A 24,204-nucleotide genomic window follows, 5' to 3' on the forward strand; every position below is an offset into this window, starting at 1 on the left:
CCGCTGAACTGTGCCCCGTCAGGTCGTGGTGCGGTGGGTAAGTGGTGCGGTGGTGCGGGTCAGCCGGCCCACAAACGGTTACCGGCGAGCCGGGCGCCCTCGGCGAGAGCGGAGAGCTTCGCCCAGACGATCTCCTCGTGGCCCACCCGGGATCCGATCCCGCAGTCGGTCCCCGCCTGGAGGTTCTCCTTCCCGACGACACTGGCGAAGTTGGACAGCCTCTCGGCGATGAGCTCGGGATGCTCGACCAGGTCCGTGGCGTGGCTGACCACGCCGGGGATGAGGATCTTGCCCTCGGGCAGCTTCACGTCCTCCCACACCCGCCACTCGTGCGCGTGCCGGACATTTCCGGACTCGATGGCGTAGCCCTGCGCGTTGACCTTGATCAGCAGGTCCGCGATGTGCTCCAGCCCGATGTCCTGCGTGTGCGGGCGGTGGCCGCTGCCCCAGCAGGTGTGCATCCGGATCTGCTCGGCGGGCAGCCCGTCGATGCTGTGGTTGATGATCTCGACGGCGGACTCCAGGTAGCGCCGCAGGTCCTCGACCGTCCACGTGGGGTGGAACTGCCAGGTGGTGGCGAACTCCGGCTCGTCGATCTGCAGGATCAGCCCGGCGTCGGTGATCGCCTTGTACTCCACGCGCAGCGCCTCGGCGACGGCGAACATGTACTCTTCCTCGCTCGGGTAATGAGCGTTCCTGGCTCCCGCGCCCAGGCTGAGCGGGCCGAGCGCGGCGATGAAGCCGTCTGTCTCCTGGCCTGCCGCCTCTTTGTCCGCCACCGCCTTCTTGAGCGCGGCGATGTCGCGCGCGATGGCGTCCTGGCCGATGTAGGTGATCGCGGAGGTGCACACGCGGCCGGTCGTCGGCAGTTTGGGCACGGCGCCGGGGGTCGAGAAGCCCGGCCTGACCGGCCCTCCGGAGCCGGCCAGCCACAGGCCGGAGGCGTACGTGCCGGGGAAGTCGGCCTTGTCGCGCGCCGCGACGTACTCGCGCTTGGGTGGGAGGTCAGGGTCGATGGGCAGCCTCTCCCAGCCGGTCACGCGGGCGTGGATGTAGCCGCTGTAGCCGGCCATGTTCGCGGCCTTGACGTACTCGCCGTCGTTGACCGTGTCCAGGCCGCACGCGAGCTGCCGGTCCACCACCTCGCCCACGGCGCTGGGCAGGCGTGCGTCGATCGCCTCCCGGTCCCCTCCGGCGATCAGCCGGTCGAGATCGGAGGGGCGCGGCAGGTTGCCGCCGTGTGTGGTGAGGATCCGCCGGTTTCCGCGCCTCATGCGTGTCTCCTAGCCGAGGTGTCTGCTCCCGCGCCGACGCGCAGGAACTTCTGCAGTTGGTGCCGGCCGCACGAGGGCGCGACCCGGCCGGGTCTGATGGCGAAGCTGTAGGTGACCTCCGCGACGTACAGGTCGCCGTGGGAGTCCAGCGCGATCCCGTGCGGGGCGATGAAGTTGCCCGGTTCCGTGCGGTGCTCCGAGGAGTCGCCCCACCGCTCGACCACCTCGCCGTACGGGTTGAGCACGGTCAGCCGGGCGGGCTGGTCCCGCTCCGCCCTCCCGCGGGTGAAGGAGCTGCCGTCCTCCGGCCGCCACAGTTCGACGACGTACACCGAGCCGTCCGGGGCGATGGTGAGGTCGCACGGCCGGCGCACGTCGGTCCACTCCTCGAGGAACGTGCCGTCCGGGGTGAAGATCTGGATCCGGTCGTTCTCGCGGTCGCCGACGAACACCCGCCCGTCCGGGGCGATGTCCAGGCAGTGCGGCAGGTGGAACTCGCCGGGGCCGGTGCCGGGCTCGCCCCACGAGGCGATCAGCTCGCCGTCGGAGGTGAACCGGTGGACGCGGGAGTTGCCGTACCCGTCGGTCACGTAGAGGTCGCCGCCGGGCGCGACGGCGAGAGCGGTGCACCGGTTGAACGGCGGCCCGCCGTACCGGACGCCCTCCACGCTGTGCACGCGCGCGGGCCGCCCGGAGACGAAGCCGGTGTCCGAGGCCGCTCCTGGCGTGCCCAGCGTCATCAGCAGTTCGCCGTCGGGAGTGAACCTGCGCACGGTGTGGTCGCCCGCGTCCACGCAGTAGACGCTTCCGTCCGGGCCGACGGTCAGGCCGTGCGGGGTGGTGAAGAGGCCCTTTCCCCAGCTTCGTACGTACGTGCCGGCGCGCTCGTACACGATGACCTGCCCGTCGAAGCGGGTGAACAGGTAGACGCGGTCGCCGGCGTCCACGTCCACCGCGGCCACGTCCGCGTGGGCCAGGCCGCCGGGCAGCCGCTCCCAGCCGGCGTCCACCTCGAAGCGCCGCTCGCGCCCGCGCGTGATCGCCGTCATGACGCCGCCCCGGAGCGCGGCGCGGGCAGCCAGCCCCACGGATGCGTCCCCCACCCTGGCGGGACCAGGGCGCCGGCCCGCACGGTGTGCACCGGCCGCAGGCCGAAGCCGCCGTGGAAGACCTCCTGCGTGGTGTCGGTGAACGCGAAGTCGCCCTCGACCAGGTCGATCACGGTCAGGTCGGCCTCCCGGCCGATCGCGACGGCGCCGAGTTCGGCCGCGGCGCCGATCGCGCGGGCGGCGTTCACCGTGGTCATCCTGATCACGTCGGGCAGGTCGTAGCCGACGGCCATGAACTTGGCCATGCACTCCAGCAGGGAGTGGAAGCTCTGCCCGGCCAGGGTCAGGTCGCTGCTGATGGTGTCGGGGGCCAGGCCGAGCGCACGCTGCTCGCGGGCGACCCGGTAGCCGAAGTTGCCCCGGCCGAGGGCCGAGTCGAGGACGACGCCGCGCTCGCGGGCGGCGAGCAGGGCGGGCATCATGCGGTCCGCGGCGTCGGTCACGCCGCCGTGGTTCGGGGTGCACAGGTGGGTGAGGATGTCCCCGGCGTCGAGTTGCTCGACGGCGAACCGGGTGGCCGGCTCCAGCAGGTGCGGGTCGGGGCGGCGGCGCGCGGACAGGTCGCCGATGTGCACCATGAGCGGCATCCCGTGCTCGCGGGCCACCGCCTTGGCCGCGGCCACGACGTCCTTGCCCTTCTCCGCGATCAGCGGCCCGACCAGCCGCAGCTTGATGCCCTGGACCAGGCCGGGGTTGGCGGCGACGCATCTGGCGATGGCGACCGGGTCGATCTCGTCCATGCTGCCGACATCGACCATGGTCGGCATGGTGTGGGCGTAGCTGCCGATGTTCAGGAACGGGATGACGCGGGTGCGGGCGTTCGGCTGGATGTAGGCGGAGAAGACCCCGATGCTCGCCACTCCGACGGACCCGGCGTCCACCAGCGTCGTCACTCCCGACCCGACCCCGATGACGTCCGGGTCGCAGCCCTCCATGCCCACGCCCGGGGTGATCGCGCCGTGCGCGACGTGCGTGTGCAGGTCGATCAGCCCGGGGACGACGTAACGGCCGGGGCCGCTCGCGTCGATCACCCGGCGCGCCTCGGCGACCGGCAGGTCCGCGCCGATCGCGCTGATCCGCCCGGCGGTGACGGCGACGTCCATGACGCCGTCGAGTCCTTGGCCGGGGTCGAGCACCCGTCCGCCTTCGATCAGCAGATCGCACCGGATGGCCGGGGCGTCGTCCATCAGTCCTCCTGTCGGGGTCCCGCTCGGCGAGCCGGGGGTGGTGTCGGTTTGCTCGTCTCGCGGTCAGAAGGGGTCCCAGCCCCCTGGCAGGGCGGTCAACTGCACGGCCCAGGCCTGTTCGAGCGCGTCGGCCGAGTCGGCCAGCCCGATCCCGGCCAGCACCTCCCGCCCGTCGGCGCCCGGCCGGCGCACCGGATGTCCCAGGCGGGGCGGGTTGTGCCGGACCCGGATGGCGATCCCGGGCATCACCACCTCGCCGGCCTCCTCGGAGACCTGGCTGACGGCCAGCCCTCGGGAGCGGACGTACGGGTCGGTCATCAGCTCCGCGAGCGGCGTGACGGCGTGCGCGCCCATCCCGGCCGCGGTCAGACGCTCGACCCACCCGGCCGCGTCGCCGGCGCGGAAGACGGCCTCCAGGGCCGCTTCCGCGTCGTCCGCCGCCAAGGCGTGCTTGAGCGCGGGCAGCGCCGAGAGCTGTGCGCGGGTCGCCCCGAGGAAGAACCAGCGGTCGGCGGCCCGGTAGAAGCGGTGCCACGGGTCCGTCCCGAGTGCTTCTGGGCCGCGCGGCTCGGCGCTCGTCGCGGTTCCCGCGCGGATCGCGTACCTCGCCTGCTGGTAGAGGCCCGTCTGGGTGAGGGAGGTGCGCACGTGCCGGCCCTCGCCGGTGACCGCGCGGTGGTAGAGGCCCAGCGCGGTGGCGAAGGCGGCCAGGGTGCCGGTGCCGTAGTCGAGCAGGTTGTAGGGGCCGAGGACGGCCGGGCGGCCGTCACCGCCGGTCCTGGTCATGATGCCGGTCGCGGCCTGGCCCTGGGTCTCGTACCCTCTGCGGCCGGTCCACGGGCCGCCCGGCCCGTAGCAGCTCACCGAGACGTAGACGATGCCGGGGCGGCGGGCCCGTACGTGCTCGTAGCCGAGGCCGTAACGTTCGGCGGTCCGCTCGGGGAAGTTGCAGGTCAGGACGTCGGCCTGGTCGATGAGGCGCCACAGGACCCGCTGGCCCGCGCCGGACTTCACGTCCACGAGGGCCGTCCGCTTGCCGCGGTTGACGAAGCCGTGCGCGCCGACGCGCCGCTGCGGTGCGTTGATCTTGACGACGTCGGCGCCGAACTCGGCCAGGATGCGGCCCGCGCTCGGCCCGGCCAGGATCTGGGTGAGGTCCACCACCCGCAGACCCTCGTACGGAAGCCCGTCGCCCGCCTCGGCAGGAGGCGCTTGGGGGAGTGGCGTGCCGAGGTCCGCCAGGATGCCGGCGCGGTCGGCGTCGGGCAGGTGGCGCGGCCGTGCCCGGAGCGGGGGAGCCGCGGACAGGCACACCGCCGAGCCCGGCAGCACCGTCGTCCCGAGCAGCGGATCCTCGACCTCGACGACCTGCCCGGCGGCACGGGCGTGGACGTTGTCCAGCCACTCGTCCGTGGTCAGCACCGCGGCGAGCGGCACGCCGGCCGCGTTCGCCAGGTCCTCCCACTCCCGCGCGGTCCTGGTGCCGAACAGCGCGGTGAGCCGCTCCTGGAGCAGCAGCCGCAGCTCAGGATCCCGATCCAGCCGGGGCCGGTCGGTGAGCCCTTCGCCCGCCCAGGCCGTCACCCCCGCCGCGTCGAGGAACCAGGTGAGGAAACGGGTCGTCGCCCCGATCGGGTTGAACTGCACATATCGGCCGTCCGCGCAGCGGTAGGTGCCGCTCCCGTTGCTGCTGATCGCCCGCTCCGGCGGCAGCCCGCGCTCGACCGGGTACGCGCCGCTCCCGCCGATGGCCTCGAACATGGCGTCGAACAGCGGCACCTCGATGCGATCACCACGCCCGCTCCGGTGCCGGGCGGTCAGGCTCGCCACGATCGCGAAGGCCCCGCAGAACGCGGCGAAGTTCGACGCGACGGGAAGGGCGGTATAGGTCGGGCGGGTGGCGTCCCAGCCGTCGGGCGCGTGCCCCGCCCGGATCCGGCAGTTGCCGGTCGCGGCCGCGATGACGCCCTCCCAGCCCGGCACCCCGGCCCGCGGGTCGTCGGCGGCGAAACCCGGCATCGAGCAGAAGACCAGCCGCGGGTTGGCCGCGCTCGTCTCCGCCCAGCCCAGGCCGAGCCGGTCCATCACCCCCGGCCGGAAGTTCTCGACCAGGACGTCGGCCCGCCGGACGAGGTCACGCGCGATCTCCAGATCCCGCCCGTTCTTCAGATCGAGGGTGATGCGCCGTTTGCCGCGGTTGAAGAACGCGTCCTCGACCGGCGGCTCGGCCCCCGGGCGATCGACGCGCACGACGTCGGCCCGCTGGTCGGCGAGCAGCATCGCGGCCAGCGGCCCGGCCACGTGATGGCCGAGGTCGACGACCCTGATCCCGTGCAGGACCCCCTCGGAGCCGGTCATCGTGCCGTCTCCCGGGGGTCCGGCGAGTACTCGCCGAACATCGCGCCGTCCTGCACCGGCGGCGAAGGCGCGGCGGGTGCCGGCCGGTGCAGCACGCACGCGACGCTGTGCTCCCCGTCGATCCGCAGCAGCGGCGGGTCCAGGTCCGCGCACTCGTCCTGCGCGACCGGGCAGCGCGTACGGAAACGGCACCCCGACGGCGGGCTCGCCGGATCGGGCAGGTCACCGTGGAGCACGATGCGCCGCCGCGACCGCTGCGCGTCCGGATCGGGCACGGGCACCGCCGACAGCAACGCCTTGGTGTACGGGTGGCGCGGGTTCTCCGCGATCTGCGCCGCGGGCCCCTCCTCGACGATCCGGCCCAGGTACATCACCGCGATCCGGTGCGACAGGTGCCGTACGGTGGCGAAGTCGTGCGACACCAGCACCAGCGCCTGCCCGGTCTCCTCCTGGATCGACAGCAGCAGGTTGAGGATCTCCGAGCGGGTGGACAGGTCCAGCGCGGAGGTCGGCTCGTCGGCGACCAGCACACTCGGCGAGAGCGCCAGCGCGCGGGCGATGCAGGCCCGCTGGCGCTGCCCGCCGGACAGCTCGTCCGGATACCTGTCCGCGAACGCCGGATCCAGCGTGACCCGGCCGAGCAGCTGCGCGGCCCGCTCACGCATCTCGCCCCGGCCGATCCGGCCGTGGACCAGCAGCGGCTCGGCGACGGCGTGGCCGACCGTCTTGGTCGGGTCGAGCGCGCCGTACGGGTCCTGGAAGATGACCTGGAGCCTGCCGCGCATCTCCTTCAGCTCCCGGCCGCGCGCCCGGGTGACGTCCTTGCCCTCCACCTCGACCGTTCCGCCGTCCGGCGTGAGCAGCCTGGCCATCAGGCGGCCGACCGTCGTCTTGCCCGACCCGGACTCGCCGACGATGCCGACCGTGGTGCCGGCCTTGACCTCCAGATCGACGCCGTCCACGGCCCGTACGCTCTCCAGCGTCCGGCCCAGCAGGCTGCGGCGCAGCGGGAACGACTTGGTCAGGCCGCTCACCCGCACGACCACCTGATCCTCAGCCACGGACGGCCCCTTTCAGAATCAGCTCCCCGCCGGCCACCCGGCCGCATCGCGTCCGATGGTCGTCGCTCAGCGCGGTGTCGGCCTGTGGCCGTCCGCAGAAGGAGTCGACGCTGTGCTCACAGCGGGGCTCGAACCGGCAGCCCGCCGGGAAGTGCCCCGCCGACGGGACCCGCCCCTTGATGACGGTCAGGTTGGTCCGCGCCCGGCCCGACTGCGGCACGGCGCTGAGCAGAGCGCTGGAGTACGGGTGCTTCGGCTCGTAGAAGAGTCCGTCCACGGGGGTCCGTTCGGCGATGTGGCCGGCGTACATGACGACCACGTCGTCGCAGAAGTCCGCGACCACGCCGAGGTCATGGGTGACCAGCACGACGGCCAGGTCGAGGTCGCGGCGCAGGTCACGCAGCAGTTCGAGGATCTCGGCCTGGATCGTGACGTCGAGCGCCGTGGTCGGCTCGTCGGCGATCAGCAGCTTCGGCTCGCAGGCGATGGCGGCGGCGATCATGACGCGCTGCTGCATGCCGCCGCTCATCTCGTGCGGGTAGGAACGCAGCCTCTTGTCCGCCTTCGGGATGCCGACCCGCTCCAGCAGCTCACCCGCCCGCTTGAGCGCCACCGAGCGCCGCTCGCCCAGGTGCAGCCGCCGTACCTCGGCGATCTGGTCGCCGACGGTCATCGTCGGGTCGAGGCTGCTCATCGGCTCCTGGAACACCATGCCGACCGGCCCGCCGCGGACCCGGCGGAGCTGGCGCCTGGTGCAGGTGAGCAGGTCCACGCCGTCGAAGAGGACCGAACCGGCGACGACGCGCACGGCGGCGGGCAGCAGCCCCAGGATGGCCATGGAGGTCAGCGACTTGCCGCAGCCCGACTCGCCGATCAGCGCGACCGCGCGGCCCCGGTGCACGTCGAACGTGACGTCCTCGACGAGCCCCGGCTGCACGGCGCCGCCGGGCAGGTCGATGGTGAGCCCTCTGACGGAGAGCAGCGGCTCGCCGCCTGACGGCTGTCCGGTGCCGTTCTGCTGTCCCGGTCCCGGGGTCATGTGCGCCTCCTGAGGCCGACGGCGTCACGGATCGAGTCGCCGATCGTGTTGAACGCGAGGACGGTCAGCACCATCGCGACCCCGGATGGCACCACCGAGAAGGGGGAGTCGAACTGGTTGGTGTACGCGGCCTTCAGCATCGAGCCCCAGCTCGCGTCCGGCGGCTGGACCCCGAGGCCGATGAAGCTCAGGCTCGCCTCGGCCAGCAGCGCGACCCCCATCAGGATCGTGACCTGGACCAGCAGCGGAGCGGCGATGTTGGGCAGGATGTGCACCCAGAGGGTGCGCCGGGTGGAGGAGCCGATCGCCACCGCCGACTCCACGAAGGTCTCCTCCGCGACCGCCAGCGTCGCGCCGCGCACGACGCGGAACAGGCCGGGCGCGAAGATGATGCCCACCGCGAGCATGGCGTTGACCAGCCCCGGGCCGAGCACGGCGACGATGGCCAGCGCCCCGACCAGCGCGGGCAGGCTCAGGATCGTGTCGGCCAGCCGCCCCGCGACGGCGTCCACGACGCCGCGGCGCAGCCCCGCCCACAGCCCCAGCGGCAGTCCGATGAGCAACGCGACGCCCACCGAGATGAGCGGCGCGGTGACGGCGATGCGGGCGGCCTGGATGATCCGGCTGGTCACGTCCCGGCCGAACTCGTCGGTCCCCAGCAGGTGCGTCGAGCTGAGGCCGGCGAACCGGTTGCCCAGGTCCTGGACCTCCGGGTCGTGCGGCGAGACGAGCGGCCCGGCGACCGCGAGGAAGACGAGGAGGAGGACGAATCCGACGGCGACCGCGCTGGCCGGGCGGCGCACGATCACGCTGATGACGTTGAGCGGGCGGGAGCGCCGCGTGGCCGTGGTCATGCGGTACGCACCTTCGGGTTGATCCAGCCGTAGGCCAGGTCCACGATGAGGTTGATCAACACCACGATCACGGCGCTGAGCAGGACATATCCTTGGATCATCGGATAGTTCCGTTGCAGCACCGAGTTGATGGCCAGGGAGCCGAGGCCGGAGATCCCGAACACCGCCTCCACCACGATCACGCCGCCGAACAGCCGTCCGGCCTGCAGGCCGAGCACGGTCACGACGGGGATGGCCGAGTTGCGCAGGATGTGCTTGCGCACCAGCCAGGCGCCGGAGGCTCCCCGCGCTCGCGCCGTGCGTACGTACGGGCGGGTGAGCACGTCGGCGACGCACCCTCTGGTGTGCCTGGCGAGCTCGGCGGCGGTGGCGAGCCCGAGCGCCGTGGCCGGGAGGACGACGTGCGAGAGCCAGACCCCGAACCCCTCCCTGATGTCGACGTATCCGGTCGCCGGCAGCCAGGGATTGGTCAGCGCGAACAGCGAGACGAGCACCATCGCCAGCCAGAAGCTCGGCATCGCGATGCCGAGCGTGGCGAGCGTCGACACCGCGCGGTCCACCCAGCTTCCCTGCGTCAGCCCCGCGGCCACCCCGGCCGAGACGCCGATCACGACCGCGACCAGGAGCGCCATCGTGGTGATGACCAGCGTCGCCGGCGCCGCCTCCGCGATCGTCGAGACGACGGATCGGTTGGTGGACAGCGAGTGGCCGAGGTCTCCGTGCAGGACGCCGGTGAACCAGTTGAAGTACTGCTCCAGCACCGGCTTGTCCAGGCCGAGCTCGGTGCGGATCCGGGCCACCTCCGCCACGGTGGCGTTCTCACCCGCGATCACCTCGGCCGGATCGCCGGGGATCAGTTGTACCAGCAGGAAGGTGAGTATCGACACAAGCCACAAGACCAGCAGACTGCCGCCGAGCCGGCGAATGATCATGCGTGGGCTCACCGTCACCTCCGTCCACCATGGGCGGAACGAAGTTCGCACTACTTCGATCCACAGGACTTTGTCCGATAATGGGACAAATTGTGCAATAGATGTAAACGCCATGCTGCCCTGCGGGTCAGGTGGCGTCAAGAGGGGGCCGTGGCGTAAATGGCCGGTTTCGGGATCGTTACTCGGCCTCTGCCGCAGGGCGCTGACCACTCGAAACGCCGCCGTGTCAGACGTCGGCGGCGGGTGGGTGTCCTCCCACGTATAGCGGACGACGTCGCGTAGCGCCTCGGGCTGCGGTACAGGAGGCGACCGTACTCTTCGTCCTCAGCCACAGGACGCGCCCTGGCTCACTGTTCTGCCGCGGACCTGCGGGGGGTCTCGGTGCGGTAGGAATGGCCGAGCTCCGGGCCGAGCCCGAAGTAGTGGCGGAAGTTGTAGACGAGCGGGCTCCAGGCGGCGGGGTCGACGTGGTCGGTGCCGAGAACGAGCAGCCGGGGATCGGCGTGCACCTTCCGGACGAGGGCCTCGACGATGACGAAGGTGCCGTGGACGTCCGGCCGTACCCGCTCGGCGCGGGCCTCCAGCTGGATGGGGCATTCGGCGACGCGCGGCGGCCGGACCACGTGGGAAGGCTCACCGTCCAGGCCCGCCGCGCCGAACTTGTCCGGCTCGAAGCGGCAGCCCTTCGCCTTGGTGGAGGGCACCGGATTCCGGCCGGTCAGCGGCGCCAGCCGTTCCACGGCCGGCCACAGAGCGGGGCCGGGCAGGTTGATCACCAGGTCGGGTCGCTCGCCGAGATTGCGCGCGGTCTGCCCCTCGCGGCCCAGGCCGAGGACGACCGTCTGCCCGAGCGCCCAGGCGGAGGACATCGGGGCGAGGTTGAACGAGCCGTCCTCGTTCTCCGTCGAGAGGAGCACCACCGGCGTCCCGAAGTACAGGATGCTCGGCTCGATCACTACGTGGGCTGCGGCTGCCTGCGCGGGCAGGGCGTGGAAGGGTGCGGCGTTCATGCAGCGCAGCCTAAGATCGTGATATTTCGCCATCAGCCGAAGTGTCACGGGTCACTGGCGTCTTCACCGCTTCACCGCGATGGGCGGCACCTGTCCCTATTATTGGGATATGACTGCTGGCCCTCCTCAACCTGTCGGCCGTGACGAGTGGCGCGTCTCCCATGACGAGCGGGAAGCGGTGGTGGAACGGCTGAACACGGCGGCGGTCGAGGGCCGCATCGACCTCGACGAGCTGGACGCGCGGCTCGACCTGGCGCTGAACGCCAAGACGTACGCCGACCTGGCCCGGCTCACCGCCGATCTGCCGCCGGACGTCCCGGTGAACCAGGAGCCGCTGGTCCTCAAGGGCGGCATGCACGGCGTGACCCGCTCCGGGCGCTGGGAGGTGCCCGGGCACATCATCATCCACGGCGGGATGGGCGCCGCCAAGCTCGACTTCACCCAGGTCGAATGCCGGCTGCCCGAGATCAGGATCGAGGCGGAAGGCCAGATGGGCGGCATTACCATCATCATCCCTGACGGCTGGGCCGCGGACACCTCCCGGATGGACGGGGGCCTCGGTGGGTTCAAGGACAAGACGACATCGCAGCGCCTCCCCAGGACACCACTGATCCGCCTCTCGGGCACCGGCGGTGCCGGAGGAGTGGTCATCCGGCACCGCAACGCCTGGGAACGCCGCAAGCAGCGCCGCCTTGATGGGTGACGGCGTGTTCGGCGCCATCTCGCGTGGTGGGTGCGCCGTGGCCGTCATCGCCTTGTAAGAAGTGACGCGGCGATGCGCTTCTAGGGTGACCGGCATGAGCAACAGGCGAACGACGGCCGCCGCGATGGCGATGCTCGCCCTGCTGGCCGCCGCCTGCGGCACCGCGGCGCGCGACGAACCAGGACCCGCGGCCGGGGACACCTCGGCGTCGGCGGCGTCCCCGCCGGTCTCCCCGCCGGTCTCCCCGCCGGTCTCCCCGCGGGGTCCGGAACGGTCGGCGGGCGAGGCTCCGGTGCCCGCCGCACTGCGGTTCACCGCCCAGACGCTGGACGGCAAGGCCTTTCAGGGGCAGAGCCTGGCGGGCAGGCCTGTCGTCTTCTGGTTCTGGGCGCCGTGGTGTCCCAAGTGCCTGTCGGACGCGCCCGCCGTCAAGGCGGCGGCCGCCCGGCAGGGCGATGTCGCGTTCGTCGGAGTCGCCGGACTGGACACCCAGGCGGCGATGCGGGCGTTCGTCAAGCGCACCGGGACCGGCGATCTCGTGCACCTGGCCGACGCCAAAGGCGCGGTATGGACGAAGCTCGGCGTCAGCGAGCAGTCCACCTTCGTGTTCATGAAACCGGACGGCTCGGCGGAGAAGGTATCCGGTCCACTCGGCCGGGACAAGCTGGAGGAGCACCTGCGCGCTCTGGTCGCCCGGTAGCCGAATCGATGTCCTCCTTCGGTACCGGTGTGTCGGAAGCGCCGCTGGCCCTGGCGCTCACCGCCGGGATGGTGGCCGCGTTCAATCCGTGCGGCTTCGCCATGCTGCCGGCCTATCTCACCCTGCTGATCAACGACCGGGGAGCCGGCCCCGTTCGCCGGGCACTGGTCCTGGCGGCGGCGATGACCGCCGGATTCGTCACCGTCTTCGGTCTGTTCGGGCTGGTCGTGACCGTGCTGGCCGTGTCGGTGGGCGGCCACCTGCCGTGGGCGACCCTGGTCATCGGGGCGGTTCTGGTGGGGCTGGGTCTGTGGTTGCTGTCCGGCCGCGAGCTCGTGCTGCGCTTGCCGGGTCTGGCCACCGGCCGTCCCACGACCTCACCGCTGTCGCTGTACGGCTATGGCCTGTCGTACGCGGTGGCCTCCTTGTCGTGCACGGCGGGGCCGTTCCTGGCGGTCACCTCCGCCGCGCTGTCCGGCGGCGGAGTGAGCGGTGGGGTGGCGGCCTTCACCGCCTACGCGCTGGGCATGGGCTTGATCGTCGCCGTTCTGTCGCTGGCGGTGGCGCTCGCCCGCGCCGCCGTGGTGGCCCGGTTGCGGCGGCTGCTGCCGTATGTGTCCAGGGCCAGCGGCGGCCTGCTCACCCTCGCGGGCCTGTACGTCCTGTACTACGGCTGGTACGAGCTGCGCGTCTTCGCGGGCCAGGAGGCGGACGATCCGATCGTGGGCGCGGTGACCGCCGTGCAGTCGACCGTCGCCGGCTGGGTGGCCGGGCTCGGCCCGGGATGGCTCACGCTCGTGCTTCTCCTCTTGCTCGCCCTGGTGACGCTGGTCGTACGCACGGCACGTCGCCGCGATCGTGCCCGCTGACAGCCTGTCGCCGCCGGCAGCAGTGCGGTCGCCGGTGCCCAGGCTCATGACGGCGCCCCACGTGGCGACGCCGAGCGTGGCGCCGACCTGTCGGACGGCGATCGCCGCGTCCACCATCTCGGGCGTTCAACGACCTCGCCGCGCACGACGGCTGGCGCCCTGGACGGCCGCCCGGCCCCGGGTCGGCGATGAGCGACAAGGCCGGCGGGCGCCGGGGTTGGGCGTGGTCAGCCCCCTCCGCCGGCGATGTAGGCGGCGGGGTCGTACTGGAGGCGAAGCCGCTGGATCTTGCCGTCGGCGAAGGTGAAGAATTCGGCGAACCTGACGATGCCCTTGGGCAGGTGGGCGTCGTAGAGAACGGCGCTGCCTCCCGGCCCGTGGACCTCCTGGATCATCTCGATCTCGCCGACGTTGGCGATGAATCCTTTGACGCCCTGCAGGAAGCGGGCCGCCCCGGTGACGTGTCCGGCGAGGGGGCCCTCGAACGCGAGGTCGTCGGCCAGCAGGGGCGCGAGTTCCCGGCCCTCGTCGTAGTTCTCGATCCCGCCCGTAAGGACCTGGTAGTAGGCCTTGAGCAGGGGAGGGGCGGTGCCGGTGATGACGGTCATGCGGTCTCCCTCGATCGTCGCTTGGTGGTTGAGAAAATAAACCATGAAGTTGAGAAGGGCAACCATGGCGGGATAGAGTGGGGCAATGCGCTCGTACAACCAGTACTGCTCGATGGCCCGTGCGCTGGACCTGGTTGGCGACCGCTGGACGCTGCTCATCGTCCGCGAACTGCTCACCCAAGGGCCCTGCCGGTTCTCCGACCTGCGACGCGGCCTGCCCGGCATCGCCAGCAACCTCCTCGCCGATCGCCTGCGTGAGATGGAGTCGGCCGGGCTGATCGCTCGCCACGATGAGCCGCCACCGGTCGCCGCTTCGCTGATCGGGCTCACCAGTCGCGGCCAGGACCTGGACGGCGTCGTGCGCGAACTGACGCGCTGGGGCGCACCCCTGATGCTCGCCCCGCCGGCCGGCGACGCATTCAGGGTGCACTGGTTCACGCTGCCGCTGCGCCACCTGTGCCGCGACGGCTCACCCGAGGACCCGGCCGTCACCGTACGCCTGGGCGACCTGCACGACGGCTGCGACATCACCGCCGACCACGGCCGCATCGACGTACGTCCCTGCTCGACCGAGCGCCGACCCGACGCCACGATCACCGCGCCACCGCAGGTACTCGTCGCGCTCTTCACCGGACTGATGACCCCTGCGACGGCCAAGACCGAAGGGCTGATCGTCGAGGGCTCCGCGGCGGCACTCGACCGCCTTCTCCCGAACAGAGGCCCCGCCGATGGCTGACGGTCGAGGCACGTCACACCTGCTCGAGGAGATCGACGCGGGAACCGCCGCCCCTGTGACCTTAGGAACGCGGACCATGCGGGAATGGGTCGCCTTCCCGGCCCGGCAGAGCGACACGGCGACTCTCGCGCTGTGGCGAGACGTGGCGCACGACGCCCACCACTACGTGGATTTCCTGCGACGACCTCGCGGGCTGCGTAGCGGAAAACGCCCATGTGCTGACTGGCGGTCTGACCGCGCGGCCGGTCACCTGGTGACCGCTATGAGCGCTGGCTGAAGCGATGAGGGGGCACCTCAGTGCCAGGCCAGACGTTGCTCCAGCAGTGCTTGCTGAGCCGGGTTGGCGGTCAGCTCCAGGGCCCGCTCATCGGCGGTTCGCGCCTGTTCACGGCGGCCCAGATCACGCAGCAGCTCGGCGCGGGTGGCGTGGAAGAGCGGGTAGCGCTCCAGCACGGCGCCCAGGTCTTCAAGCTCGGTCAGGGCCTGCGCGGGGCCGTGGACGTGCCGCACGGCGATGGCCCGGTGCAGCCGCGTGACCGGTGAGGGCGCCAGGTGCAGCAGCATGTCGTACAGCACCAGAATCTGCGCCCAGTCGGTGGCGGCGAAGGTCTCGGCCTCGGCGTGGCAGGCCACGATCGCCGCCTGCAGCTGGTAGGGCCCCGGCCGCCGGTGGGCGCGGGCCGCGCGCGTCAGCAGGGCGGTGGCCTGCTCGATGGCCTGGCGATCCCACAGCGAGCGGTCCTGGTCGGCCAGCAGAACCAGACGGCCCTGGCCGTCGAAGCGGGCCGCGCCGCGGGCCCGGTGCAGCCGGATCAGCGCCAGCAGCCCAGCCGCCTCGGGCTGCTTCGGCAGCAGGTTCGCCAGCAGCGTGGCCAGCCACTCGGCGTCCTCGACCAGGTCACGCGCTTGTGCCCGCTCCGCCGTACTGGACAGGTAGCCCTCGTTGAACAGCAGGTAGATGACCGCCAGCACCTCCTCCACGCGCTGCGGCAACTCCTCCGCAGCGGGAATGCGGTACGGGATCCCGGCCTCGCCGATCTTGCGTTTGGCGCGGGTGATGCGCTGCGCCACCGTGGACTCCGGTACCAGGAAGGCGGCGGCGATCTGCGCGGCCGACAGCCCGCACACAACCCGCAGGGTGAGCGCGATCTGCGCGGTCCGCGACAGCGCCGGGTGGCAGCAGGTGAAGATCAGCCGCAGCCGGTCATCACGCGGCGCGGGAGCAGGCGAGGTGAGCCGGGCGAGCTTGGCCCTGTAGTTCGACTCCCGGCGCAGCACGTCCAGCCCGTGCCGCCGGGCCACGGTGAACAACCATGCCTCCGGCCGCTCGGGGATCCCTTCGGCCGGCCAGCGCCGCAGCGCGACCTCCACGGCGTCCTGCACCAGGTCCTCGGCGGCGGCGAAGTCGCCCAGCAGCGACACCAGGGACGCGGCCAGCCGGCCCGCGTGCTCACGCACCACGCGGGCCAGCACCTCCTGGCTCACCTGCCCGTGCACCGGCTCGTTCATGAGGCCGGGCGGATCTCCACGATCGGGCAGGCCGGCCAGGAGCGAGCGATCTTCAGCGCCTCGTCCAGGTCGGCCACCTCCACCTCGGCGAACCCGCTGACAACCTCCTTACCCTCCACGAACGGCCCATCAGTGATGACGGGCTCGCCCTGGCCCAGGCGCACTGTGGTGGCGGTGTGCACGGGCGCCAGATGCGTATGGTGCGTGATCTTGCCCGCGTGGTCGGCGAACCACTGCGCGACGGCCGCGTAGGCGGCCTGCTGCTCCAGCTCGTCCATCGCCTCCAGCTGCGCGGCGAACTGTTCGGTCTCGATGAACATCAGCACGTACTTCACGGTCGCTGCCTGCCTTTCCGTCTCAGCTCGCCGGGAGGGTGGCGTACAGATCGACGCCGTTGCCGTCCGGGTCGGCCACCGTGGCGTACCGCATGCCCCAGAACGCGTCGAACGGCTCGGCGATCCCGCGGTAGCCCGCCGCGACGAGCTCGGCGTAGGTGGCCTCCACCCCGGCCGGGGTGTCGAACTCGAAGCACAGCAGGGTACGCGGCCCGCCGGTCGGCGCGCTCCACCCGGGCAGGAACGGCGTGCGGAAGCCCTCGGTGTCCAGCATGACGTGCAGCCCGTTCGGCAGATCACAGCCGGCGTGCTCGGGCGAGTGCTCGTCGAGCTTGAACTCCATGCCCAGGCGGGCGTAGAAGGCGATCGAGGCGTCCAGGTCGGACACCACGATGTCGATGGTGTTCAGGGTGGGATGCATGAGGCGTTCCTTCGGGCTCGGTCGTTGAGGTGAGAGCCAGGCGGTCCCGCGAGATTCCCCCGTTCGGGCTCACCTCGCCTGACCACGAGCCGCCACTGCGACATGCCCGCTGACGGCTCGGCCCTCACATAACAGACGATCGGCGGAAGCCCGGATACGACACCGGCACAGAATTCCTCGCCCCGGACCCCGGGTGATCACCCCGCGCACCGGCTAGATCGCTGATGTGAGAGGTGGGCCTGGTACGGCACCGTCACCTGCAGGATCCGCTGCCGAGAACGACCTTCTCCAGTGACGCGAGAAGGCGCCATGGCGGCCGCTTCCCGAGCTCGCCGCGAGCGGTCGCGCACGCCGTTACGGTGAGGGCCGGTAGAGCCCCGCCTGCCGGTAGACGGCCTTGAGGAAGTCGAGCATGCCGGCGGCGTCCGGCGGGTCGGGCTGGAGAACGCGCCAGGTCACCGCGCCGGCCATCATGTCGATCAGCACGTCGAGGTCGGCGTCGGCGGCCACGGTGCCGTCCTGCTGGGCGCGTCGCAGCATGGCGGCGGCCAGCTCGCGGCGCGGCAGGACGTGGTGCTTCCAGTAGACGGCCATCAGCTCGGGGTGGCTGACGGCCGAGCCCATCATCCGGGCGGTCAGCGCGCGGAACGCCGGGCTCGCGGTCATCTCCGCCGCCGCCTCGATGACGCCTTCGATGATCTGCTGCGGGTCGAGTGCCTGGATGTCGTCGGGGGAGGGGACCAGGTCGGCGCTGACCGTCTGCTCGACCGCCTGAGCGATCAGCTCCTCCTTGGTGCTCCAGCGGCGGTAGACGGTGAGCTTGCCGACGCCGGCCCGTTTGGCGATCTGCTCCATGCTGGTGCCTTCGACGCCGCGTTCGATGAACAGGTCGAGGGCGGCGCGCAGGATTGCGACGTCGGTCTCGGGGTCGCGGGGGCGTCCGCGTCCTCGGCGGTCCGTCAAGCGAGTGCTCCGTCCAGCCAACGGGTGGGGTCGCCCGTGCAGGCCAGGTGGGCGTCCGGGCGTACGAGCATAGCGGGCAGCGGGTCCACCGGGCGCAGGTGGACGACGTGCTCGCCGAGCCGCCGCCGGGCCGCCTCGAACAGGGACGCGTCGCCGAGGACGGCCCAGCGTCCGCGCAGTTCGGCGTGCAGCCGGGTACGGATGCCGTCGGCGCGCACGCAGGCCACATCGGCGATCCGGTCGCCGGAGCGCGGCCGCGAGCCGCGCCCGCCGAGCGGGCCGCGCCGGTAGCTCACCCAGAGCTGTGAGGTGGTGTACGTGGTCCAGCGCTGCAGCACGGGCAGGTTGAACGCCGGCACCATGACGCGGTCGCGCAGGAACCGGCCGACGGGCCCGGCGGCGATGTTCATCCTGGTGGCGGCGGTGCTGCCACGCAGAACCTGGGTGGCCAGCGGGCGGCGCTCGGTCTCGTAGGTCTGCAGGAGCCGCTCGCCCGCCAGGCCGCCGATGACGAGGGCCAGTTTCCAGGCGAGGTTCTCGGCGTCGCCGATGCCGGTCAGCATGCCTTGCCCGCCGAAGGGGGCGTGCGCGTGCGCGGAGTCACCGGCCAGGAGGATCCGGCCCTGACGGTAGGTGTCGGCCAGGCGGCGGTGCACGCTGAACAACGACGCCCAGGACGCGTCCAGCAGCCGGCCGCCGAGGCCGTGGGTGCGTTCGGGCAGGATGTGGCGCATCCGCTCGACGATCTGCTCCTCGGTGGGTTTGTCCTGCCGGAAGACGGGATCGTAGGCGAGCAACCGCCACTGGCCGCCGGGCATCGGCATGGCGCCCAGCATGCCCTCCGGATGCACCCAGCCGCTGGTGCCGGAGCGGTCGAGGGTGGTGTCGAGGCGGGCGTCCACGATCAGGAAACGCTCGCTGACCTTGACGCCGGGGAAGCCGATGCCGGCGAGCTTGCGTACGGTGCTGCCGGTCCCGTCGCAGCCGACCAGCCAGCGCGCTCGCACGGTGCGGCCGTCGCCCAGCGCGGCGGTGACGCCGTCGGCGTCCTGGCCGGCGCCCACCAGGGCGCAGCCCCATTCCGGCCGCCCGCCCAGCTCGGCCAGCCGGTCGCGCAACCGCGCCTCGACGCGGGCCTGGGAGATCACCATCGGGGGAGCGGCGGTGTGCAGGCCGGGATCGCCGAAGCGAACGCGCATCATCGGGCGGTCGCCGGCGTAGTTGGTGATGGTCATGGCCCGCACCGACTCCTCGGGCAGGCCACTGAGCGCATCCAGCCGGTCGAGCACCTCCGAGCCGCGTGCGTGCACGAAGTTGGCTCGCGACGTGGTGGCCGGCGCCTGAGCCCGGTCCACCACCCGTACTGAGACGCCGTGCTGGAGCAGCGCGCACGCCAGGGCGAGCCCCACCGGCCCGGCCCCCGCGACGAGAACGTCAGGTTCCACGGTGCACTCCATTTTATTTACGGAACGGCATCGTAAACAATGTAACGCGCAGACCGCAGGAGTGTCCAGCGACTGCGGCGCAACCACACCGGCACCACCGGCGCCCCTCAGAGGGACAGGTTTCGCACCCGGTCATCCTTCCGCTTCCGCCAAGGAAGCCTGCTCGATGCGGCGGTACGCGTTGTTGCGCAGGCGCAGGATCGCGGCGGCGAGGAGGGCCGCGGCGAGGGAGCCGGTCAGCACCGCGATCTTGGTCAGGCCGTCGCGTTCGCTGCCGATGCCGAAGGCCAGCTCGCCGATCAGCAGGGAGACGGTGAAGCCGATGCCGGCCAGGATCGACAGCCCGAGCACGTCCACCCAGGCCAGGTTCTCGTCGAGGTCGGCCCGGGTGAAGCGGGCCATCAGCCAGGTGGCCGCCATCACCCCCACGGGCTTGCCGATGACGAGCCCGGCCACGACGGCGAGGGCCACGGGGTCGGTCAGCGCCTCGGCCAGGCCGTCGAGCCCGCCGAGCGGCACGCCCGCCGACAGGAACGCGAACACCGGCACGGCCACGCCCGCTGACAGAGGCCGGAACCGGTGCTCGAAATGCTCGGCCAGGCCCGGACCCGGTCGCCTGCCCACCGCGACGGGAACGGTGAAGGCGAGCAGGACTCCGGCGACGGTGGCGTGCACGCCGGACGCGTGAACCAGGCCCCACGCCAGCACGGCCAGCGGCAGCAGGAGCCACCAGGAACGAACCCCGCGCTGTACGAGGAAAGCGAAGACGGCCAGCGGAGCCGACGCGGCCAGCAGAGGAAGCGGCGCTAGATGCTCGGTGTAGAAGAGAGCGATGATCACGATGGCGAGCACGTCGTCGACGACGGCCAGAGTGAGCAGGAACGTGCGCAGCGCGGCCGGCAGGTGGCGGCCGATGACCGCGAGCACCGCCAGCGCGAACGCGATGTCGGTGGCGGTGGGCACCGCCCACCCCTTGGCGGCCTCCGCTTCGGCGCCGCTCGTGATGAGCAGGTAGACGGCGGCGGGCACGAGCACTCCGGCGACCGCGGCCGCGATCGGGATGGCGGCGCGCCGGGGATCGCGCAGGTCTCCGGCGACGAACTCGCGCTTGAGCTCCAGGCCGGCCACGAAGAAGAAGACGGCCAGCAGCCCGTCCGCGGCCCAGGCGGCCAGGCTCAGATCCAGGTGCAGGGCGGCGGGGCCGATCTTGACGGCGCGTAGCCCTTCGTAGGCTTCGGACCAGGGCGAGTTCGCCCAGAACATGCCGAGCAGCGCGCCCGCGAGCAGCAGCGCGCCCCCGACGGTTTCTGCCCGCAGGATGTCGACGACACGTCGGGCTTCACTCCAGGAACCGGGGCTGAACAGGCGAAAACCACGTGGCGGTGCTTGGGTCAAGGGGGACTCCGGGAAGGGTCGGCGACAGAACAGCCGACCAGGCTTCCCGGCACACCGAGCCCTAATCTACCCGATTTCCACTTCTGTACAGAACATCCTGTTTGTCGGTCTACCGGTCTCCCTTTGTGCCCCCGGCTCACGGGCAGCAGGATGATCGGCCGCCCTCTTGTCGGCTGTCAGCCGAGGATCACCTTTTCCTCTGGCAGTTCGTAACGGCGGGTGCGCTGTTTCAGCGCGAGTGCCGACCCCAGCGTGAGCGGGCCGATGCGGCCGATGTACATCAGCACACTGAGCAGCACGTGCCCGGCCAGGGAGGTGTCAGCGGTGATGCCGGTGGACAGGCCGTTGGTGGCGAAGGCGGAGATGACCTCGAACAGCACCTGGTCGAGGCCGTGTGGAGTCAGGATGAGCAACAGCCAGGTGGAGAGGGTGACCAGGATGATGCCTAACAGGCCGATGGACAGTGCCTGGCGTTGAGTCGCGGAGGGCAGCCGCCGGTGGCCGATGTTGACCTGATGCTCGCCGCGCAGTTCGGACCAGATGATGAAGAGCAGGAAGCCGAATGTGGTGACCTTGATGCCGCCCGCGGTTCCGGCGCTGCCCCCGCCGATGAACATCAGCACGTCGGTGACCAGCCAGGAGGAGGGGTACATCTGGCTGATGTCGAGGGTGTTGAAGCCGCCGGAGCGCGGCATGACGGCGGCGAAGAAGGCGGCCAGCAGCTTGCCCGAGTCGTCCAGCGGGCCCATCGTGCCCGGATTGCGCCACTCGGTCATCAGGAACGCGAGGGTGCCGACGCCGAGGAGCAGGGCGCTCAGTCCGACTGTGATGCGGGTCAGTACAGACCAGCGCCACGGGTGTCGCCAGGTGCGCAGCAGCTCGAAGACGACCGGATAGCCGAGGCCGCCGACGATGACCGCCAGGGCGATGGTCAGGCAGATCCACGGGTCGGTGACGAAGCGCATCAGGTTGTCCGGCCAGAGCGCGAAGCCGGCATTGTTGAACGCCGATACCCCGTGGAAGATGCCGAGATAGACGGCTCGGCCCAGCGGCTCGCCGTACCCGGTGATGAACCGTACGGCGAGAACGGCGGCGATGGCCGCCTCGCAGATCAGGCTGAACGTCACGACCCTGCGCAGCACGTGACGCAGATCGGCGGCGACCACCGACTTGGTCTCTAACTGGGCGGACAGCCTGGCCCGCAGGCCGACGCGGTGGGCGACGATGACCATGATCAGCGTGGCGAGCGTCATGATGCCCAGCCCGCCGGCTTGGATGAGCAGGACGATCACCACTTCACCGAACACCGACCAGTGCGTCCCGGTGTCGACCACGACCAGGCCGGTCACGCAGACGGCGGAGGTGGCGGTGAACAACGCGGTGAGCCAGTGGGAGCTGTCCCCTTCCGCGGTGGCCAGCGGGGTGCCGAGCAGGAGTGTCCCGAGCAGCACCGCCGAGCCGAACCCGGCCGCGATGACCACGGTCGGATGCCGGCCACGCCCCGGCACAGCCGGGCGGCGCCGCGTCATGAGATCGCCCGGCGCTGCGGCTTGCCGGACATGCTGACAACGCCGTCATCCATCGCGGAGGTTCCGTTCGGTCGCGCGGCCATAGACGTCGCCGACCAGACTTCCCGGCACTCCGGGCCATACCGTAGCGCAGTGCGGCGCACGAGCGGAACAAGCCGGCCCGTGCCGAGCGCGTGCACGGATCGATCACCCGCTCGCGTAGCAGCTTGGCTGTTAGCTCTACGTCGGGGATCGGGCACGTGGCACCGGCAGTGGTTCGGGAGGGGTACGACGAGGCGGTTTCGAGTGCCTTGGGAACCCCTGGGCGCAGAGTCCGCATGGCGTACGTGTCGCCGGGCACCCGTGCGGCGCGCCCGTGACGCGTGCATGAGCGTCTCCTGACAGGGCCGACAGATCCCCTTCAAGGACCCGAGGTCAGTCGGAGGCTGGGTCAAACCCTGCCGGGAGACGCTCACCTCCATCATCTCTGTCAGAGGCGGGCGACGGCCTCGTCACTGCTTCACCTGGGTGAGGCCGGTGGCGACGAGGTCGACGAGCCGGTCGAGGATCTTCGGGTACAGCTCGGGGCTGGCCAGCCGGTCCCGGTACAGCGGCATCATGAGGACGGCCTGCAACACGCCGACGATCACCTCCGGGTCGTCGCCGGCGAGGTCGTCGCTGTGCTCGGTCAGGTAGGCCGCCAGGGCGGTGACCGGGTTGTCCGGGGCGGAGGTGACCCGTTCGAGGTCAAGTTTCCTGGCCACCGCCTCCATCTCCTCGGGGTGGGTCATCAGTCTGCCGTAGAGGGGGTTGCCGTCGAGCTCGGCCAGCGTGGCGTGCAGGAAGGCGCGCAGCCCGGCGCGGGTGCCGGCCTCCTTGCGCAATGCTCCGTCGATGACCCTGCTCTTGACCTCGGCCATCTGGGCGAGCATCAGCTCCAGATAGAGCGCCTCCTTGGAGTCGAAGAAGACGTAGAAGGTGCTTTTGGCGATGCCGGTCCCGGCGACCAGGTCCTCCAGGGAGGTCTTGCGCAGCCCTTGCGTGGTGAACAGGCGCAGGCCGTTGTCCAGGAGCAGCCGCGTGATGTGCGCCTTTTCCGCGGCCGAGAAGGCGGGAGGCATGAGGTTCACCTTCCGAGGGTGGAAACATGTCGATCAGATGTTTTCACGATGTGCGGCGAGGACGGACCAGCTCCAGGACGTGCTGCTCCTGAGCCGGGTCGAACCACTGGGCCGGGGACGGAGTGTCAGAGCGAGGGGCCGGATCGCCTTCGCGCCGCAGCCAGGCCCACGTGTCGGCCAGGGTCTCGCGCAGCGGCCGGAGGATGAGCCCCGCCGCCAGGGCGGCGGAGACGTCGGCGTCGTGGATGCCCGTCGGGCAGGGGTTGCCGGGGTAGCGCAGCCCGAACTCCATGCCGAGCGGGAAGCCCTCCCGTTCCAGCAGCTCCGCGGGCGCCCACACCAGCTCGGCGTCGGAGCCGATCACCTGCGAGGCCGTGGTGAGCAGGTCGCCGATCGTGGTGTGCCCGGCCGGCCCGGCGACGTTGAACGTCCCGCCGATGCCACGTTCTGCCGCCGCCAGCATCCAGGCCGCCAGGTCGATGGCGTCGATGTACTGCAGGGCCGCGCCGGCCGGTCCGGGGGCGAGCACGGGACCGCCGCGTTCGAGCCGTCGCAGCCACCACGGGATGCGGCCGACGTCCTCGTACGGGCCGAGGATCATGCCCGCCCTGGACAGCAGCGCACGCTCGCCGAACGCCTCGATCACGGCCATCTCGGCACCGCGCTTGGCCGCGGCGTAGTCGCTGCCGTCCTGGCTGCCGGGATCGCCCGCCACGAGCGGTGCGCTCTCGTCGGCTCCGGCCGGCCAGGGCCAGGCGTGGACGCCGCGGCTGGAGACGTAACCGTAGTGCCGCGCACGGTCGGCCAGCAGCCAGGCGCTGTCCCGGACCGCGCTCGGCGCCCACGCCCAGGTGTCGATCACCGCGTCCCAGGAACGCTCGCCGAGCGCCCGCCGTACCGAAGCGGGGTCGGTGCGATCGGCGACCAGCGCTTCGACGCCCGGCGCCGGCGGGCGCGACTGTCCGCGGTTGAGTGTGGTGACGGTGTCGCCGCGCCGCAGCGCCACCTCTACCAGCGCGCGGCCCACGTGGTGGGTGCCGCCCATGACCAGTACGTGCATCGCCATC

General features: G+C 71.4%; 23 protein-coding genes. 4 read left to right on the top strand and 19 right to left on the bottom strand.

Annotated elements, in window-relative coordinates; translation table 11 throughout:
* Positions 1-59: 59 nt before the first annotated feature.
* The 9 genes from B0I32_RS34590 to B0I32_RS34630 form a co-directional block, all read right to left on the bottom strand.
* Entirely contained in the window at positions 60-1,274 is a 1,215-nt protein-coding gene (locus B0I32_RS34590) for a cobalamin-independent methionine synthase II family protein (protein WP_106246998.1), read from the bottom strand.
* Entirely contained in the window at positions 1,271-2,323 is a 1,053-nt protein-coding gene (locus B0I32_RS34595; protein WP_146178415.1) for a peptidyl-alpha-hydroxyglycine alpha-amidating lyase family protein, read from the bottom strand. The genes B0I32_RS34590 and B0I32_RS34595 overlap by 4 nt, the downstream gene beginning before the upstream one ends.
* Entirely contained in the window at positions 2,320-3,570 is a 1,251-nt protein-coding gene (locus B0I32_RS34600) for an amidohydrolase family protein (protein WP_106247001.1), read from the bottom strand. The genes B0I32_RS34595 and B0I32_RS34600 overlap by 4 nt, the downstream gene beginning before the upstream one ends.
* Positions 3,571-3,633: 63 nt before the next feature.
* Entirely contained in the window at positions 3,634-5,928 is a 2,295-nt protein-coding gene (locus B0I32_RS34605; protein WP_106247003.1) for a CaiB/BaiF CoA transferase family protein, read from the bottom strand.
* On the bottom strand, positions 5,925-6,989 hold the full coding sequence (locus tag B0I32_RS34610) for an ABC transporter ATP-binding protein (protein ID WP_106247005.1): 1,065 nt from the start codon (positions 6,987-6,989) through the stop codon (positions 5,925-5,927). The genes B0I32_RS34605 and B0I32_RS34610 overlap by 4 nt, the downstream gene beginning before the upstream one ends.
* A complete protein-coding gene (locus B0I32_RS34615) occupies positions 6,982-8,028 on the bottom strand; it encodes an ABC transporter ATP-binding protein (RefSeq protein WP_106247006.1) in 1,047 nt (348 codons plus the stop codon). Before B0I32_RS34615 ends, B0I32_RS34610 begins: the two co-directional genes overlap by 8 nt.
* Positions 8,025-8,882 (bottom strand): ABC transporter permease, encoded by an 858-nt coding sequence (locus B0I32_RS34620; RefSeq protein ID WP_106247008.1) that lies wholly within the window; start codon positions 8,880-8,882, stop codon positions 8,025-8,027. The genes B0I32_RS34615 and B0I32_RS34620 overlap by 4 nt, the downstream gene beginning before the upstream one ends.
* Entirely contained in the window at positions 8,879-9,814 is a 936-nt protein-coding gene (locus B0I32_RS34625) for an ABC transporter permease (protein WP_219912151.1), read from the bottom strand. Before B0I32_RS34625 ends, B0I32_RS34620 begins: the two co-directional genes overlap by 4 nt.
* A gap of 347 nt (positions 9,815-10,161) precedes the next feature.
* Positions 10,162-10,824 carry a flavin reductase family protein gene (locus B0I32_RS34630; protein ID WP_106247011.1) on the bottom strand — a complete coding sequence of 221 codons (663 nt, stop codon included), beginning with the start codon at positions 10,822-10,824 and terminating at the stop codon, positions 10,162-10,164.
* 109 nt (positions 10,825-10,933) lie between these two features.
* On the opposite strand from B0I32_RS34630, the gene B0I32_RS34635 reads away from it, so the two are divergent.
* The 3 genes from B0I32_RS34635 (at position 10,934) to B0I32_RS34645 (ending at position 13,096) form a co-directional block, all read left to right on the top strand.
* Positions 10,934-11,527 (top strand): DUF1707 SHOCT-like domain-containing protein, encoded by a 594-nt coding sequence (locus B0I32_RS34635; protein ID WP_106247012.1) that lies wholly within the window; start codon positions 10,934-10,936, stop codon positions 11,525-11,527.
* A 94-nt stretch (positions 11,528-11,621) separates the two neighbouring features.
* Positions 11,622-12,227 (top strand): TlpA family protein disulfide reductase, encoded by a 606-nt coding sequence (locus tag B0I32_RS34640; protein ID WP_106247014.1) that lies wholly within the window; start codon positions 11,622-11,624, stop codon positions 12,225-12,227.
* Between the two features lie 29 nt (positions 12,228-12,256).
* Positions 12,257-13,096, top strand: coding sequence for a cytochrome c biogenesis CcdA family protein (locus tag B0I32_RS34645; RefSeq protein WP_106247254.1), 840 nt, complete (start codon positions 12,257-12,259; stop codon positions 13,094-13,096).
* A 227-nt stretch (positions 13,097-13,323) separates the two neighbouring features.
* Here the strand turns inward: B0I32_RS34645 and B0I32_RS34650 are convergent, their stop codons facing one another.
* Positions 13,324-13,704, bottom strand: a complete 381-nt coding sequence (locus B0I32_RS34650) for a nuclear transport factor 2 family protein (protein ID WP_106247015.1) — start codon at positions 13,702-13,704, stop codon at positions 13,324-13,326.
* 85 nt (positions 13,705-13,789) lie between these two features.
* Between B0I32_RS34650 and B0I32_RS34655 the strand changes: the two genes are divergently transcribed.
* Positions 13,790-14,440, top strand: a complete 651-nt coding sequence (locus B0I32_RS34655; RefSeq protein ID WP_106247017.1) for a winged helix-turn-helix transcriptional regulator — start codon at positions 13,790-13,792, stop codon at positions 14,438-14,440.
* A 294-nt stretch (positions 14,441-14,734) separates the two neighbouring features.
* Here the strand turns inward: B0I32_RS34655 and B0I32_RS34660 are convergent, their stop codons facing one another.
* The 9 genes from B0I32_RS34660 to B0I32_RS34700 form a co-directional block, all read right to left on the bottom strand.
* Positions 14,735-15,949 (bottom strand): RNA polymerase sigma factor, encoded by a 1,215-nt coding sequence (locus B0I32_RS34660; protein ID WP_106247018.1) that lies wholly within the window; start codon positions 15,947-15,949, stop codon positions 14,735-14,737.
* Positions 15,946-16,284 carry a YciI family protein gene (locus B0I32_RS34665; protein ID WP_245956203.1) on the bottom strand — a complete coding sequence of 113 codons (339 nt, stop codon included), beginning with the start codon at positions 16,282-16,284 and terminating at the stop codon, positions 15,946-15,948. The genes B0I32_RS34660 and B0I32_RS34665 overlap by 4 nt, the downstream gene beginning before the upstream one ends.
* 22 nt (positions 16,285-16,306) lie before the next feature.
* Positions 16,307-16,705, bottom strand: a complete 399-nt coding sequence (locus tag B0I32_RS34670; protein WP_106247020.1) for a VOC family protein — start codon at positions 16,703-16,705, stop codon at positions 16,307-16,309.
* Positions 16,706-17,059: 354 nt separating this feature from the next.
* Positions 17,060-17,668: a TetR/AcrR family transcriptional regulator gene (locus B0I32_RS34675; RefSeq protein ID WP_106247021.1), complete on the bottom strand. Its 609-nt coding sequence runs from the start codon at positions 17,666-17,668 to the stop codon at positions 17,060-17,062.
* The gene (locus B0I32_RS34680) at positions 17,665-19,113 is read right to left on the bottom strand and encodes an FAD-dependent monooxygenase (RefSeq protein ID WP_106247258.1); all 1,449 of its coding nucleotides are present in this window, start codon (positions 19,111-19,113) and stop codon (positions 17,665-17,667) included. The genes B0I32_RS34675 and B0I32_RS34680 overlap by 4 nt, the downstream gene beginning before the upstream one ends.
* Positions 19,114-19,245: 132 nt before the next feature.
* The gene (nhaA, locus tag B0I32_RS34685) at positions 19,246-20,508 is read right to left on the bottom strand and encodes a Na+/H+ antiporter NhaA (RefSeq protein ID WP_106247023.1); all 1,263 of its coding nucleotides are present in this window, start codon (positions 20,506-20,508) and stop codon (positions 19,246-19,248) included.
* A 176-nt stretch (positions 20,509-20,684) separates the two neighbouring features.
* Positions 20,685-22,037, bottom strand: a complete 1,353-nt coding sequence (locus B0I32_RS34690; protein WP_106247025.1) for a TrkH family potassium uptake protein — start codon at positions 22,035-22,037, stop codon at positions 20,685-20,687.
* 491 nt (positions 22,038-22,528) lie between these two features.
* A complete protein-coding gene (locus tag B0I32_RS34695) occupies positions 22,529-23,137 on the bottom strand; it encodes a TetR/AcrR family transcriptional regulator (RefSeq protein WP_106247260.1) in 609 nt (202 codons plus the stop codon).
* 43 nt (positions 23,138-23,180) lie between these two features.
* Positions 23,181-24,197 (bottom strand): NAD-dependent epimerase/dehydratase family protein, encoded by a 1,017-nt coding sequence (locus B0I32_RS34700; RefSeq protein ID WP_106247262.1) that lies wholly within the window; start codon positions 24,195-24,197, stop codon positions 23,181-23,183.
* Positions 24,198-24,204 lie beyond the last annotated feature (7 nt).

This window comes from Nonomuraea fuscirosea (assembly GCF_003001935.1).
Lineage (GTDB): Bacteria > Actinomycetota > Actinomycetes > Streptosporangiales > Streptosporangiaceae > Nonomuraea > Nonomuraea fuscirosea.

Bases quoted from the DNA above. Each gene is read 5' to 3' on its own strand.
- B0I32_RS34640 (WP_106247014.1), top strand. From the start codon at position 11,622: ATGAGCAACAGGCGAACGACGGCCGCCGCGATGGCGATGCTCGCCCTG.
- B0I32_RS34660 (WP_106247018.1), bottom strand. From the start codon at position 15,949: ATGAACGAGCCGGTGCACGGGCAGGTGAGCCAGGAGGTGCTGGCCCGC.
- B0I32_RS34620 (WP_106247008.1), bottom strand. From the start codon at position 8,882: ATGACCACGGCCACGCGGCGCTCCCGCCCGCTCAACGTCATCAGCGTG.
- B0I32_RS34690 (WP_106247025.1), bottom strand. From the start codon at position 22,037: ATGACGCGGCGCCGCCCGGCTGTGCCGGGGCGTGGCCGGCATCCGACC.
- B0I32_RS34670 (WP_106247020.1), bottom strand. From the start codon at position 16,705: ATGCATCCCACCCTGAACACCATCGACATCGTGGTGTCCGACCTGGAC.
- B0I32_RS34650 (WP_106247015.1), bottom strand. From the start codon at position 13,704: ATGACCGTCATCACCGGCACCGCCCCTCCCCTGCTCAAGGCCTACTAC.
- B0I32_RS34630 (WP_106247011.1), bottom strand. From the start codon at position 10,824: ATGAACGCCGCACCCTTCCACGCCCTGCCCGCGCAGGCAGCCGCAGCC.
- B0I32_RS34595 (WP_146178415.1), bottom strand. From the start codon at position 2,323: ATGACGGCGATCACGCGCGGGCGCGAGCGGCGCTTCGAGGTGGACGCC.
- B0I32_RS34590 (WP_106246998.1), bottom strand. From the start codon at position 1,274: ATGAGGCGCGGAAACCGGCGGATCCTCACCACACACGGCGGCAACCTG.
- B0I32_RS34635 (WP_106247012.1), top strand. From the start codon at position 10,934: ATGACTGCTGGCCCTCCTCAACCTGTCGGCCGTGACGAGTGGCGCGTC.
- B0I32_RS34615 (WP_106247006.1), bottom strand. From the start codon at position 8,028: ATGACCCCGGGACCGGGACAGCAGAACGGCACCGGACAGCCGTCAGGC.
- B0I32_RS34605 (WP_106247003.1), bottom strand. From the start codon at position 5,928: ATGACCGGCTCCGAGGGGGTCCTGCACGGGATCAGGGTCGTCGACCTC.
- B0I32_RS34600 (WP_106247001.1), bottom strand. From the start codon at position 3,570: ATGGACGACGCCCCGGCCATCCGGTGCGATCTGCTGATCGAAGGCGGA.
- B0I32_RS34625 (WP_219912151.1), bottom strand. From the start codon at position 9,814: ATGATCATTCGCCGGCTCGGCGGCAGTCTGCTGGTCTTGTGGCTTGTG.
- B0I32_RS34700 (WP_106247262.1), bottom strand. From the start codon at position 24,197: ATGCACGTACTGGTCATGGGCGGCACCCACCACGTGGGCCGCGCGCTG.
- B0I32_RS34655 (WP_106247017.1), top strand. From the start codon at position 13,790: ATGCGCTCGTACAACCAGTACTGCTCGATGGCCCGTGCGCTGGACCTG.
- B0I32_RS34695 (WP_106247260.1), bottom strand. From the start codon at position 23,137: ATGCCTCCCGCCTTCTCGGCCGCGGAAAAGGCGCACATCACGCGGCTG.